Here is a 13,235-nt window from a genome sequence, read left to right on the forward strand (position 1 = left end):
AGCTGAGGTAGGAACTAAACCCAGGACGCTTCAATGGTGTAGTGGACGACACAGGTGATCACATCCACAACGCTAGGCCCACAGGCGCTCATTGGGGAGCCTTTGTCTGTGCGCCTCGTGGTGCAGCACACCAATCTGCCTGGTTTACCTGCGGAAATGCGTCAGTTCGCCAAGTTGGCGCCGAGTTCAACGGTGAGAACTCCGACGGCGATGAGGAGGATGCCGAGGGCCATGGTTCGGGTGAGGGGTTCGTGGAAGATGACCCGGGCGAGGATCGCGGTGAGAGCTACGCCGGATGCTGCCCAGATGCCGTAGGCGACGCCAAGGGCCATGCCGTCGGCCAAGGCGAGACTTAAGGCGACGAACGCCACGAGATACCCCGCGATGACGCCGATGAACCATTTCTTCACCCGGCCACCGTCGGAGGCTCGTAGCGACATGGTCGCGACGACTTCGGACAAGATGGCGCCTGCGAGGAAGATCCATCTCATGAGTTGACTCCTGCTTCCTGGGCTGCGGTTTGCTGAGCTTTCTGGGAGCCGAGTTCGACGGTGAGGACACCGCTGATGATCGCAACCATTCCAAGACCCATCACAGCGGTCAGAGGTTCACCGAAAATCGCGGCGGATAGCACGGCGGCGAGCACGACCCCGCTGGCTCCCCAGATGCCATAGGCGACGCCGATCTGCATTCCTTCGCGCAGGCAGAAGGTGAGGAAGACGAAAGTGCCGATGTATCCGGCAGCAACCACGATGTACCAGGATGGGTGATTGAGCGCCGCCTTGAGAGACAGCGTCGCCGCCACTTCGGTAGTGATGGCGCCAGCGAGCAGGAACCACTGCTTCATGGGGTTGTTCCTTCGATCAGGGAGCGAATGCTGGAGACGACGGCTTCGAGATCCGCGCCGTGGAGGGTGGACACACCTGTGGCCTGGGCGCCCCAGAGTCCGTCGGCGGCGAGTCGGGCGGTGGTCAGCCTGGCTCGGGTGGCGGCGTCGAGATCGTCCGGGAGTTCGAGCCAGCGGCCCATCCGCGTAGTCCACGGTTCGGTGAGTTCGGGCCGATACGTCGCTTGGCCCCAGATGATGAACTCGGCGCGCTTGGCGGCCCCGTGGGCGGCGACGTGAACGTAGCTCAGGAGCCGCTCGGTGGCGTTGGCGTTCTCGAGGGGCTTGCCAAGGGTGGCAGTCATGTCGTTCTCGACGTTGGCCGCAGCGTGGTCGACGATCGCGGCGAGCAGTACGTCGCGGTTGCGGAAGTGATATAGCAATCCCGGTTTGGTGAGCCCGGCCTCGTGGGCCACTGCGTCAAGGGTAATGTCGCCACCCTCCGCTGCGTTCATGACGCGGAGGGCAGCTTCCAGGATCTCGGAGCGCTGACTGGTTCGCATATAGCTAACTTTACCATTTGGTAGGTGAAGCCTTCAACTGCGGGCGCTGGTAGGGGCACCTGGGGTACACCCTATCGTTACGCGGGGCTGTGGCTGCATTTTAACGTAAAATAAGGTTGATTCGGGGATTGTTTTACACCTGTATAGTGGGGCTTAGACTTTAGTTATACAGAAAGTGGTGGTTGTGGTGTTGTCGCCGGATGGTTTCCATATTGAAAGTCATATTGATGCTGTGCCCGCGTTGGCGCGGGTGAAAAATCTGCATGATGGGTTGTCGTCGGGGCAGCAGGCGTTGGGCAGGATTGTACAAGCGTTGCTTGCTGACGCTGATGGTCTCGACGGGGTTCAGCTGTATGCCCTCTCGGATGCAATCGAGTCGTACCGTGATGCGGTTATCGCCCAGGAGAATGCGGCCTTTAAGCTTTCGAAGAGTGAGGACTGATGCGCGGTCAGCGGGTGGGGTATATCCGTGTCTCGACGGTGGAGCAGAATAATCAGCGTCAGAAAGAGCTACTCGACGCTTCCGGCAAGATTGACCGGTTCTTTGAGGATAAGATTTCGGGCCGCACGAAGGCTGAGCGTCCTGGGCTGGGGGAGTGTATGACCTATGTGCGTGACGGTGACGAGCTCGTCGTCTCGTCGATTGATCGCCTCGCCCGTTCGCTGACGGATTTGCGTGGCATTGTTGATGAGCTCACCGACAAGGGGGTGACCGTTACTTTCCTGCACGAGAACCTATCGTTCTCGAAGGGCACTAGTGACCCTCGCGCGGATTTAATGCTGGGTATCCTCGGCAGCTTTGCGGAGTTTGAGCGGGCCATTATCCGTGAGCGGCAGGCGGAGGGTATTGCGTTGGCGAAAAAGGCCGGCAAGTATAAAGGCCGCAAACCTGCCCTAAGTCCGCAGCAGGTGGCGGAGATTAAGCGGCGCGTGTTGGCGGGGGAGTCGAAAGCCGCACTAGCGCGTGAGTTTGGGGTCACCCGCCCTACGGTGTATCGGGCATTGAAAAACGCCTAAAGCAGGCGTAGCCGTGAGGGTAAATCAGCGCCCCGTCAGTTCGACCTTATAGTGCCATTCGTCTCGTAGATAAATCTATAGGCAGCGTATTTACGGGCTGTATCATCACGTTATGGACGTTTTCGATACTCTCGTGGCTCAATTCGGACAAGCCGCTAAGGACAGCCTCAATGGCCCAGGAGAGCCAGAAGCCGCATTGGCTACGCCAGTAGACAATTTACTGCGCGAGTACGGCGAAAAGATTCTTAGCAGGAAAGTAGTCCTGCATGCCGAAGTCCGGGAGGACTCCGGCAACGTCCGCCCAGACTTTGGTATACGGATCGATGGGTTAATGTCTGGCCACGTCGAATTAAAAAAGCCCGGGACTTCTCTAGACCCAGACACATACGGCAAGACCACGCACAACGGTAAGCAGTGGAAACGCCTGAGCAAACTGCCTAACCTGCTTCACACCAATGGTCTGGAATGGCGGCTGTGGCGCTATGGCGAACTCGTGGCCATAGCACACTTACCGGTGTCATCGTTAACCAAGTTCAAAGGCGCCATCGCTGCGCCACCTGAGCTCGACACCGTATTGTCAAGCTTTCTGTCCTGGACTCCCACGCCGATTAAAACAATTAGTCGCCTAGTGGACACTATTGCTCCGCTTGCTGCGCTTTTGCGTGAAGAGGTTCTGGAATCTCTCAAAGCTAACCGGCGCAATGCAAAAGCTACCGGACGAGAAGAAAACTCCTATCCATTTATCGGCCTGAAACGCGACTGGCGTTCCAGTTTGTATCCGAACGCCACTGATGAAGAATTTGCAGATGGGTTCGCGCAAACAGTGGTCTTTGCCTTGGTTGTTGCCCTCTCCGATGGGGCAGACTTTAACAATATCCGGCTACGAGATATTGCCGAAGGACTGCAATCTAAACACAGCCTGCTGGGGCGTTCCTTAGACTTGCTAACCGAGCATATTAAAGGCTCAACAGTTGGATTAGTCCTAGAGACTATTATCCGTACGCTCTCGGCTACCGACTGGCGAGCCATTTCTGGTGGCAACCAAGATGTCTATCTGCATCTTTACGAGCACTTCCTCAATACCTACGACCCAGCCCTGCGCAAGAAGTCTGGCTCTTACTACACCCCCGCTGAAGTCGTGGCTGCAATGACCCGACTCACCGACCAAGCCCTACAAAAGTATCTATCCATTCCCGAGGGGCTATCCGCAGATTCGGTTGCTGTCATCGACCCCGCAATGGGTACCGGCACCTACGGTTTGAGTATTGTTCAGCATGTTGCAGCCCAAGCAAAAAAGTACGGGCCTGGCGCTGTTGCTGATGCAGTAACTTCCGTGGCCAAGCGTCTATACGGAATTGAACTGCAATCAGGACCATTTTCGGTTGCCGAGCTACGCCTGAGCCAAGCTATCCAAGAATTCGGTGGCCAGCTTCCCGAAAATGGAATGCACCTTTACGTCGCCGATACTCTCGAAGATCCACAGTCGGGAACAAACCGCGAATTAAGCTATACGCTGCAACTTATTGCACAGCAACGCCAGCGCGCTAACCGTGTCAAACTAGAAACTCCTATACAAGTATGTATCGGAAACCCACCCTACAAAGACAAGTCCGAAGGCCTGGGCGGCTGGGTCGAAAAAGGCAGCGCCAATAGTAACCATGCACCGCTTGATGATTTCCGCAAAGAAGGCAATGGCAAATACGAGTATGTGCTGAAAAACCTTTATGTCTATTTTTGGCGATGGGCGATGTGGAAAGTCTTTGAAAGCATCCCCCATTCCACAGATGGTGTTGTCTGCTTTATTACAGCGACTGGATATCTTAACGGCCCTGGGTTTAAGGGCATGCGCGAGTGGATGCGCCGTAATACCTCGCGCGGTTGGATTATTAATCTCACCCCAGAAGGCATGCAACCCCCGGCAAAAAACGCTGTATTTAACATCGAAACGCCCGTAGGTATCGGCATTTTTATCCGCAACAAGGAAAACGACGAGGCCGAACCAGCTGAGATTAAATACATCGACTTGCACGGTACCCGAGAGGAAAAATTTAGTGCATTAAGCACCCTTGACCTTGACAGCGATAGCTTTCAAGACACTGGCGATAACTGGGATGATGGATTTACACCTAAGGCTAATGAGCAATGGGGGCATTACCCAGCGCTTAACGATATTTATCCATGGACTGCGCCCGGGGTTAAGCCAAACAAAACCTGGGTGTACGCACCAGAACGTGCCATCCTAGAGCAGCGCTGGGATGAACTCATACAAGAAACAAGCCTGGAGAGAAAACGAGAACTATTTAAAGAAACCAGTTCTACAAAAATTGACATCAGAAAGTCGCCTCTCACAGGCTCAGACGTTGAACAAGACACTGGAAAACCTATTACCGACGTGGCATGGCCAAGTAGGCCAGCTATTGTCGAGGTAGGGTACAGGTCGTTCGACCGCCAGTACATCATTGCAGACAGCAGACTTCTTCATCGAGCTAGCCCGGATCTCTGGGCGGCACGGTCACCAGAGCAGGTATTCCTAGTTGAACAACATGCCCACTATCCCAAGGCAGGGCCAGGGCTTATGTTCTCCAGCCTGATACCCGATATGCACTGCTTCAATAACCGTGGTGGGCGAGCGCTTCCCATGTTGCACCCTGATGGTGAACCAAATACTGCACCTGGGCTATTAGCAGCACTATCGGAGCGCTTCGGTAGAGAGATTACGGTACAAAAACTTACTGCTTATATTGCAGGTATTTCCGCGCACCCTGGATATGTAGAAGCATTTGATGAAGAGCTTCACTATGAAGTGTCCCGGGTTTTGTTCCTAGGCATTTGCCTTGATTTCCATTATTTCTTGGGCTGGGTTGGTTTCCCAAAACTCTGACTCAACCTCAGCTGGCGTGCGATAGCCGAGACTTTGGTGAAGCCGTACCTCGTTCCACCAATTAACCCATTCAAACGTCGCGATCTCCACGTCAACCACGCTGTCCCACGACCGCCGATGAATCAGCTCATTTTTGTAGGAACCGTTGACGTTTTCGGCCAAAGCATTGTCATAGGAATCTCCTACTGTCCCGGTAGAGGCAGCAATTCCATACTCAGCCAGCCGTTCGTTGTAGACAATGCTGACGTACTGTGAGCCATGATCTGAATGATGAATCAGCCCCGTTGTTTCCTTCGCGCTGACAATCGCCTGATTAAGCGCCTGCAGCGGCAGCGCCTCGGTACGCATTGAATCAGATAGTGCCCACCCGACGATCCTTCGGGAGAACACGTCGGTAACAAAAGCGGTGTACACGAATCCTTTTCTAGTGCGCACATAAGTAATATCGGCCACCCACAATCGGGCCGGTGCCGGGGCGTTGAACTTGCGATTAACTAAATCAGGACGCAGATCTGGTCCCTTCGGCTTGCGGGTAGTAATAGGAGACTTACCTTTACCTTTGCCTCTGACTCCAGCAAGACGCATCAGGCGTGCGGTCTGCTCACGGCCAATGTCGATTCCTTCACGGCGCAGAGTATGCCACATCTTACGGATGCCGTAGACGCCAAAATTTTCTTCATGGACCTCGGCGATGTGCGCGACTAGAGCAGCGTCACGAAGACTGCGGGCACTCATACCACGGGCTTTTGATTGGCGGTATCCACGGGACGTGATGAAACCGCCAACACGGTGGGTGTTTAACGTCTCGCAAATGAACTCGATGGAGAAACGATCCCGATACTCATCGATGAACCGGATCATTTCCGACGTTTTGGGTCGAGTTCCGACGCGAAAAAAGCCGAGGCAGCCTTCAGTAGCTCATTGGTGTCGCGTAGCTCTTGATTTTCGCGGCGTAGCCTGGCATTTTCGGTAGCCAAATCTTCAGGAACAGGTTCTGGGATGTTTCCCGCACGACGAGCAGGCTTAAGTCCATAGACGAGCCGTGTGCCATGAAACCCCCAACTTTGAAGCTACTGCCTAGCACGCGGGATGCATCGACATGCTTTCCGCCAAGATGCGGTCCTCCACGAGACGGACCACACGGTCCTTTGCATCCTGGTCAAATTTTCTTGGCATGTTCCAGATTTTCCCATCTACTCAAACGGAACAAAACCTGGGACACTTCAGTCTCTCCTATCCATCTTCACACTCCTTCCACCTGAAGTGTTTGAAGTGGAAATCTTCAATTATGGTAGCCTTACCTAAACTAGGTATAATCTTTATACTTTCCGAAGGGAGTCTCTGCCGCTGCAAACACCAGCCCTGAACGGGATTCGGTCTCAACCAACGGTGGTACCGCTGGGGCATCGGCCAGCACCAGCTGAATCCGCAGGGGCGAACCACTAATTTCCATGGTGCAGACGGCAGCGTCCGATTGCAACTTTGGTGCAGATGTATCGCAGCGCCATTCGCTTCAACGGCCTGGAGGCCGCAAATGAATCGGATGTGCTGCGTATCTACCGCTAGAAACCGCAGCACATTGGAGACCAGCCGCCAAAATGGGCGAGGTTTAGAAGATGAGAAGCGAGGGCCGAGACGAATGTTAGTCCGAAGTTGAAGGTGGCTGCGAGGTTGAAATCCATCCGGAAATATCGCGAAGTTCTGGGAATTTCCCTTCCCATCGCTGGAGTACAACTCGCCGGAGTTGCATTGACCACCACGGACGTATTGATGCTGCAGTCCGTGGGCGTACTGGCGATAGCCGGCGGCGGCCTAGCGATGCAGCTTTACAACCAGATCCGCACGATGTGCGTGGGCATGGTGACGGCCGGGGCAAATCTTGTGGCTGAAGCAGCAGCAAAAATGGAAAAAGAGAAAACCTCTTGTCAAAATTGCGAGGCGGGAGCAGAACAGATCCGGCGGGCTGTGCGCTCCTCCTTCGCGGTGGCCACTGGCACTGCAATTCTCGGCGCGTTACTGGTCATCGCCCTAGGCGGATTGGTCCTTGTTCTGCCCATCGACAAGCACGTTGCCCAACTCACCTTCGCCATGACCCTTGCGCTCGCACCCGGGTTAGTCCCGATGATGTGGCTCAACGTCCTGCGCCAATTCGCCGTGGGCATGCGAAAACCCGGCTCCCTGTTAACCATCACGCTGATATCGATATTTATAAATATCGCATTGAACTGGTTATTTATGACATGGGCAGCCTCGGATCACTGGAAGGTAGCGGGCATCGGGCTTTCTACAACTGTCATCCAACTGCTTACCTTCCTGGCCTTCCGGATTGTGGTACTGCGCATTCCCGAGCTACAGCCCTATTTCCACATCCTTCCGTGTAAAGGAGATGGGGAGACTATCTGCCGCCTCGTCCGCCTCGGGGTACCAGTCAGTCTGACCTATGGCTCGGAGGCTGCAATAACAACCATCGCCGGTTTAGTGATGGGGACCTTTAGCCCACAGATGCTAGCGGCGCACAATATTGTGAACCAACTGGCGTACATCGTTTACCAAGTGTGCATCGGCTTTTCTCACGGCGGCTCGGTGCTGATCACAAGGGCTCGGGCCGAGAGTGCCGACTCAGTGCGCGAGATTACCCGACGCATATTGTTCGTCGTGGTCACGTATCTGGGAATAATGGGCGCGCTGTGGCTTCTGTTGGGCAGGTGGGTACTGCATCCTTTCTTAAAAGAGGCAGATCCCACCACCTTTCACATTGCCGTCCTGCTCCTATGTCTCGCGGTACTGCAACAGTTCGCCAAAGGAATCCAAAACGTGGCAGTGGGCCTACTGAGAGGCCTGAAAGACACCACCTCAGGGCTACGCTGCACCCTCGTCGGGTACTGGCTGGTTGGCGTCCCCGGGATTCTGATATTTGGAAAGCTCCTCGGATGGGAAGGATATGGCGTCTGGTTAGGACTCATCATGGGTTTCGCAACCACGGCGGTACTGCTGCTACGCACATATTCCCGCCGACTGAATGAACTGACTTAACGGGAATGTTGGGGGTAAAAGTTTCATCACCCATTGTAGATAAACAAAGGTATGGCTAACCTAATAGATCCACTTGGAAGAAAGGATTGCCTTGTCCCTCACGACAACTAGGGCTCGCGGTTTTAAAACCCCACGCGCCCCTCACCACCGAATGGCCCGCGTAGTCGCCTCAGCCGTCACCGCCACTGCCCTCCTTATGACCGCTGCCTGCAGCACTAACGATGAACAACAGACCGCAGATGACGGAGAAAAGCAACAGATCACCGACATTCTCGGGCGCGAAGTCGAGGTTCCGAAGAACGTCGATCGGGTCCTCATGGGCGGGCAACGGATGCTTTACACGACATCCATCCTCAACAAAGAAAACCCGCTCCAGGGCATCGTTGCCTGGCCAGATGACCTGGAGCAGAACGACCCTGGCACGTACAAGAAGTACGAACAGAAATTCTCAGAGATCGAAGATATTGAGCAAACTGGTGAAGTTTACGACGGCTCGATGTCCGTTGAGCAAGCTTTGAATTCCCGTCCAGATGTCTTCATTGTCTCCGCAACCAGCTTCGAAGCCGCCCAGGATGCTGGCATCGTAGACGGTCTAGAAAAGGCCGGAATCCCCACGGTTACCGTCGATTACTTTACCGACCCGGTGAAGAACACCGCACCGAGCGTGCGCTTGCTCGGCAAGGTACTCGGCCACGAGAAGGAAGCGGAAGAGTATGCCGAGTTCTATGAGTCCAAGGTGAACATGGTTCAGGAGCGCCTAGAAAAAGCCAAGGCCACCCCCACACCGACCTTCCTCTGGCGAGCTCCCGGCTACTTCGACTGCTGCTCTACCTTCGCTAAGTCCAACCTAGCCCAAATTGTTAACGCAGCGGGTGGCGAAAACGTGGGCGACGATATGATCGACGCCAAGCAGGGGCAAGTCTCTCCCGAGGCGCTAGCTGAAAAAGACCCAGACGTCATCATCGCCACCGGCGCAGACTGGACCGGCGCCAAGCAGCAGCCAAAGAAGAATGGCTTTGTACCCCTGGGCTACGACGAGTCCACCGAACAGGCAGCCAAAGACTTCCAACGCGTTGTTGACGGGCAACCTGTCCTTAAGGAAATGCGGGCGGTCAAGAACAAGCGGGCCTACGCTGCGTGGCATCACTTCTACGACTCCCCATACAACTACCTAGCCATCGAGTGGTTTGCCAAAGCCATGCACCCCGACCTGTTTTCCGATGTCGACCCGCAGGCCGATTTGGAAGAACTACATGAAAAATTCCTCCCTGTGGAGGCTAGCGGCACCTTCTGGACTGGTTTGCCATGAGCCACGGAGCACGAGCGCAATCAATTGCCACCGGAAGCGAGGTGGACGACCAAAACTCTACCCCGCAACGGCAACGCCCCCGGTCAAACTGGTACCGAACAGCTAGCAGGCGAAAGGTAGCGATCATCGCAGGGCTTACGGCCCTGCTATGCGTCACCATTGCCATAGATTTCCTCATCGGCAGCAGTTTGAACGCAAATGAGGCGCTCTACGTGCTCTTTCACCCCAGCGATTCCCGCCCAATTGACTGGCAGATCATCTTTGATATACGTCTGCCTATGACCGTCACAGCGGTGCTCATCGGTGGCACCCTCGCTGCTGCCGGCGCAGAGATGCAAACCATCTTGGATAACCCCTTGGCAGAGCCCTATACGCTGGGCATTTCCGCCGCTGCGAGCTTTGGCGCAGCCTTTGCCACCGTCTCAGGATTCACCGCGGCGGGAATCGGGGCAGCGCTGGGAATGGCGGGCAGTGCTTGGGTCTTCGCCCTCGCGGCCTGTGCGGTGATCGTCCTATTCTCTCGGTCAAAGAGCTCTGGTACCGAGGGAATGATTCTGCTGGGCATAGCCATCGTGTTCCTCTTCGATGCTCTACTAGCGCTAATGCAGTACCTCGCCTCGCAGACCCAATTAGAGCAGGTGGTTTTCTGGACCTTGGGCAGCCTTACGCGCGCTACGTGGCCTCAGATCGGCCTTCTCGCGGTCATCTCACTAATCGGAATTGCTTACTTCTACCGCAATGCGTGGACGCTGACCGCGTTTCGAATGGGCGACGACCGCGCTAGGTCCATGGGTATCAATATCCCAAAGCTGCGCACGTACACGCTGGTGGGAGTCTCCCTTATGGCGGCAACTGCCGTTTCGATGGCCGGGACAATTGGTTTCATCGGACTCGTCGGCCCACATATCGCCAGGATGCTCGTTGGTGAGGACCAACGCTTCTTCCTCACCACGTCCATCATCTCAGGTGCGCTTTTGCTGACCTCAGCCTCAGTGGTATCCAAGCTGATCCAGCCTGGGGCGATTCTGCCTGTCGGCATCATCACCGCGATTGTGGGCGTTCCCGTGTTCGTCGTCCTCATTGTTTTGCGACGCCGCCCCCGAACTGTCTCCTCAACCTAATGATCGCCTCTCCCAGTACTTCCTGCCCCAGAAAGGACCCCCTCGTGGAACAACCGCCCACGGTTCCGCCAGAACCCACACTCCGGGTAGATAACCTGTGCTTTTCCCATGGAGACGAACAGATACTGAATGACGTATGTCTCCCAAAGATCGAAGCTGGAACCGTCACCGCCCTCGTCGGCCCTAATGGCGCTGGTAAGTCGACTTTGCTGCGCTGCATGGCTAACCTATGCCGATTCAGCGGCGACGTCACTGGGCCCGAGGCAGTATATTTGCCACAGGATCCCCCGCCGGAAAGCACCCTTACCGTATTCGAATCGGTACTTCTGGCACTCCAGCATTCCCGGACGGGATTCAGCGGACTACGGGTAGCCACATCCACACAGGACCGAGTCAGCTCGGTCCTCACGCGGCTGGGGCTAGAAGACCTAGAATCCCGAACAATGTCCCAGCTCTCCGGCGGCCAGCGTCAATTAGTAAGCTTCGCCCAGGCCATCGTATGCCGGCCGCAGGCATTACTACTGGACGAGCCAACCAGCGCTCTTGACCTAAGAAATCAGCTCATCCTCATGGAGCATATTCGCGCCTATGCAGCTGAAGCACCCGCGGCGGTCGTGGTTTCGATGCACGATCTTTCACAAGCAGCGCGCTTCGCTCACCGCATTGCGGTACTCCACGCGGGCACTGTATACGCACACGGAGCAGCTAAGGACGTGTTAACCGCAAAAATGTTGCGTGAAGTCTACCGCGTAGATGGAAAAGTCACCCTTACTGATGACGGTTCTGCAGCAATCACCACATCCAGAGCCATATAAGGGGCTTGAAGTGCCCCGAGTTTTGTTCCTAGGCATGTTCCTTGATTTCTATTATTCCCTGTTGCGGGTTCTTCTTCCACAATTCGGTTTCCACCTCGGCTGGGGTTCGATATCCCAGGCTTTGGTGGAGCCTTACCTCGTTCCACCATGACACCCACTCGAACGTCGCGATTTCTACCTCGACAACATCATTCCACCTGCGAGTATGGATGAGCTCATTCTTGTAAGAGCCGTTAACGTTTTCAGCTAGAGCATTGTCATTTCAGTCACCGACGGTCCCAGTGGAAGCGGCAATCCCGTGCTGGGCGAGACGCTGGTTGTAGACAACGCTGACGTACTATAAGCCGTGATCCGAATGGTGAATAAGGCCTGTTGTTTCCTTCGCGCTCACAATCGCTTGGTTGAGTGCTTGCAGCGGTAATACCTCGGTGCGCATCGAGTCCGATAATGCCCATCCGACGATCCGCCGGGAGTAAACGTCAGTGACAAACGCGGTGTACACAAAACCCTTCTTCGTACGCACGTAGGTAATGTCGGCCACCCACAGCTTGTTTAAGGCCTTGGGCTTTGAACTCACGCTCGACCAAATCCGGGCGCAGATCCGGCCTGTTGAGGTGTACGGGTTGTGATTGGTGATCCGCCTGTGCCTGTGCCAGAAACACCAGCTAGGCGCATCAGCCGGGCGGTTTGCTCACGACCGATGTCGATTCCGTCACGGTCAAGCGCATGCCACATTGTCCGCACGCCGTAGACACCGTAATTATCCCGATGAATGGCACCAATGCGTTCAATCAGCACAGCGTCACGAAGGCGACGAGCACTTAAGCCCACGGGCTTTGGACTGGCGATAACCACGCGAGGTGATAAACCCACCAGCCCGGTTAATCTTCAACTCCGGTGCAGATGAACTCGACAGAGAAATGATTCCGGTATTTATCGATGAACCGGATCATTTCTTAACGTTTGGGGCCTGGTCGTGAGGCGAAAAAGCTGACGCAGCCTTCAGCAACTCGTTGGTATCTCGAAGCTCTTGATTTTCACGGCGTAGCCTCGCGTTTTCCGCGGCCAAGTCTTCAGGCACAGGTTCTGGGATGCTTCCCGCACGACGGGCCTGCTGGGTCCACTGACGAGCCGTGTGCCATGAAACCCCCAACTTTGGAGCTACTGCCTTGCACGCGGCTTGCATCGACATATTTTCCGCCAAGATACGGTCCTCTACAAGACGGACCACACGGTCCTTCGCATCCTGGTCAAATTTTCTTGGCATATTCCAGATTTTCCCATCTACTCAGACGGAACAAAACCTGGGACACTTCACTACAGCGGCAATCGTGTGCCACTTACCGCAGATGAAGAGCTGTGGGATAAGGCTGTAGAAATTGGTCAGGGACCTGACCCCTGTTTGGTAGACACCTGATATCCAGCCCAGTTGGGTTGGGAAGAAAGGTAATCTACCACCATGCCTAGGTACTCCGAACAGTTCAAACGTGATGCTGTGGCCCTCTACGAAAACAATGAGGACCTCTCACTTCACGCGGCTTCAGCAGAGCTTGGAGTCAATCGTTCCTCACTTTATTCCTGGCTTAAGCAGTACGGCACCGGCAAACGCGCCCGCACGAAGACCCTGCGTGACAACGCCCAGGCGACGACTGATTCTGAACGGATCCGCC

13 protein-coding genes and 3 pseudogenes are annotated in these 13,235 nt (G+C 55.2%); 8 read left to right on the plus strand and 8 right to left on the minus strand.

What is annotated here, in order from left to right:
- Positions 1-161: 161 nt before the first annotated feature.
- From HMPREF2912_RS02755 to HMPREF2912_RS02765, 3 genes are read right to left on the minus strand one after another with little or no spacing between them, the layout of a single operon-like run.
- Positions 162-491 (minus strand): DMT family transporter, encoded by a 330-nt coding sequence (locus HMPREF2912_RS02755; protein WP_003849969.1) that lies wholly within the window; start codon positions 489-491, stop codon positions 162-164.
- Positions 488-847, minus strand: coding sequence for a DMT family transporter (locus HMPREF2912_RS02760; protein WP_048733039.1), 360 nt, complete (start codon positions 845-847; stop codon positions 488-490). Before HMPREF2912_RS02760 ends, HMPREF2912_RS02755 begins: the two co-directional genes overlap by 4 nt.
- Positions 844-1,389, minus strand: coding sequence for a TetR/AcrR family transcriptional regulator (locus HMPREF2912_RS02765; protein WP_034666346.1), 546 nt, complete (start codon positions 1,387-1,389; stop codon positions 844-846). Before HMPREF2912_RS02765 ends, HMPREF2912_RS02760 begins: the two co-directional genes overlap by 4 nt.
- Before the next feature lie 178 nt (positions 1,390-1,567).
- On the opposite strand from HMPREF2912_RS02765, the gene HMPREF2912_RS02770 reads away from it, so the two are divergent.
- The 3 genes from HMPREF2912_RS02770 to HMPREF2912_RS02780 all read left to right on the plus strand — a co-directional run bounded on the left by HMPREF2912_RS02770 (position 1,568) and on the right by HMPREF2912_RS02780 (position 5,287).
- Positions 1,568-1,831 (plus strand): hypothetical protein, encoded by a 264-nt coding sequence (locus tag HMPREF2912_RS02770; RefSeq protein ID WP_210396359.1) that lies wholly within the window; start codon positions 1,568-1,570, stop codon positions 1,829-1,831.
- Positions 1,831-2,406 (plus strand): recombinase family protein, encoded by a 576-nt coding sequence (locus tag HMPREF2912_RS02775; protein WP_070683165.1) that lies wholly within the window; start codon positions 1,831-1,833, stop codon positions 2,404-2,406. The genes HMPREF2912_RS02770 and HMPREF2912_RS02775 overlap by 1 nt, the downstream gene beginning before the upstream one ends.
- Positions 2,407-2,518: 112 nt before the next feature.
- Entirely contained in the window at positions 2,519-5,287 is a 2,769-nt protein-coding gene (locus HMPREF2912_RS02780; RefSeq protein WP_070683166.1) for a type ISP restriction/modification enzyme, read from the plus strand.
- On the opposite strand, the pseudogene HMPREF2912_RS12525 reads toward HMPREF2912_RS02780, so the two are convergent.
- Positions 5,228-6,463 (minus strand): annotated as a pseudogene (locus HMPREF2912_RS12525) (IS3 family transposase). The gene HMPREF2912_RS02780 and the pseudogene HMPREF2912_RS12525 overlap by 60 nt on opposite strands.
- A gap of 495 nt (positions 6,464-6,958) precedes the next feature.
- Here HMPREF2912_RS12525 and HMPREF2912_RS02785 point away from each other — a divergent pair.
- The 4 genes from HMPREF2912_RS02785 to HMPREF2912_RS02800 all read left to right on the plus strand — a co-directional run bounded on the left by HMPREF2912_RS02785 (position 6,959) and on the right by HMPREF2912_RS02800 (position 11,565).
- Positions 6,959-8,320 (plus strand): MATE family efflux transporter, encoded by a 1,362-nt coding sequence (locus tag HMPREF2912_RS02785; protein WP_231732355.1) that lies wholly within the window; start codon positions 6,959-6,961, stop codon positions 8,318-8,320.
- A gap of 151 nt (positions 8,321-8,471) precedes the next feature.
- Entirely contained in the window at positions 8,472-9,629 is a 1,158-nt protein-coding gene (locus HMPREF2912_RS02790) for an ABC transporter substrate-binding protein (RefSeq protein ID WP_070683167.1), read from the plus strand.
- Positions 9,626-10,750 carry a FecCD family ABC transporter permease gene (locus tag HMPREF2912_RS02795; protein WP_080975109.1) on the plus strand — a complete coding sequence of 375 codons (1,125 nt, stop codon included), beginning with the start codon at positions 9,626-9,628 and terminating at the stop codon, positions 10,748-10,750. Before HMPREF2912_RS02790 ends, HMPREF2912_RS02795 begins: the two co-directional genes overlap by 4 nt.
- Complete coding sequence (locus HMPREF2912_RS02800; protein WP_049156256.1) at positions 10,750-11,565, plus strand: ABC transporter ATP-binding protein; 816 nt, start codon at positions 10,750-10,752, stop codon at positions 11,563-11,565. Before HMPREF2912_RS02795 ends, HMPREF2912_RS02800 begins: the two co-directional genes overlap by 1 nt.
- Before the next feature lie 28 nt (positions 11,566-11,593).
- On the opposite strand, the pseudogene HMPREF2912_RS13360 reads toward HMPREF2912_RS02800, so the two are convergent.
- The 4 genes and pseudogenes from HMPREF2912_RS13360 to HMPREF2912_RS13375 form a co-directional block, all read right to left on the minus strand.
- A pseudogene (locus tag HMPREF2912_RS13360) lies at positions 11,594-11,812 on the minus strand (integrase core domain-containing protein); the annotation flags it as partial.
- Positions 11,813-11,902: 90 nt separating this feature from the next.
- Positions 11,903-12,142 (minus strand): DDE-type integrase/transposase/recombinase, encoded by a 240-nt coding sequence (locus tag HMPREF2912_RS13365; protein ID WP_166684816.1) that lies wholly within the window; start codon positions 12,140-12,142, stop codon positions 11,903-11,905.
- Complete coding sequence (locus HMPREF2912_RS13370; protein ID WP_311523059.1) at positions 12,139-12,438, minus strand: IS3 family transposase; 300 nt, start codon at positions 12,436-12,438, stop codon at positions 12,139-12,141. Before HMPREF2912_RS13370 ends, HMPREF2912_RS13365 begins: the two co-directional genes overlap by 4 nt.
- A gap of 76 nt (positions 12,439-12,514) precedes the next feature.
- Positions 12,515-12,857, minus strand: a pseudogene (locus HMPREF2912_RS13375) (transposase).
- A 167-nt stretch (positions 12,858-13,024) separates the two neighbouring features.
- Between HMPREF2912_RS13375 and HMPREF2912_RS02815 the strand changes: the two are divergent.
- Positions 13,025-13,235, plus strand: a 211-nt coding sequence (locus tag HMPREF2912_RS02815) for an IS3 family transposase (RefSeq protein WP_070683169.1), incomplete at its 3' end; no start/stop codon positions are given.

The sequence above is a fragment of the Corynebacterium sp. HMSC056E09 genome (assembly GCF_001813425.1).
Classification (GTDB): domain Bacteria; phylum Actinomycetota; class Actinomycetes; order Mycobacteriales; family Mycobacteriaceae; genus Corynebacterium; species Corynebacterium hesseae.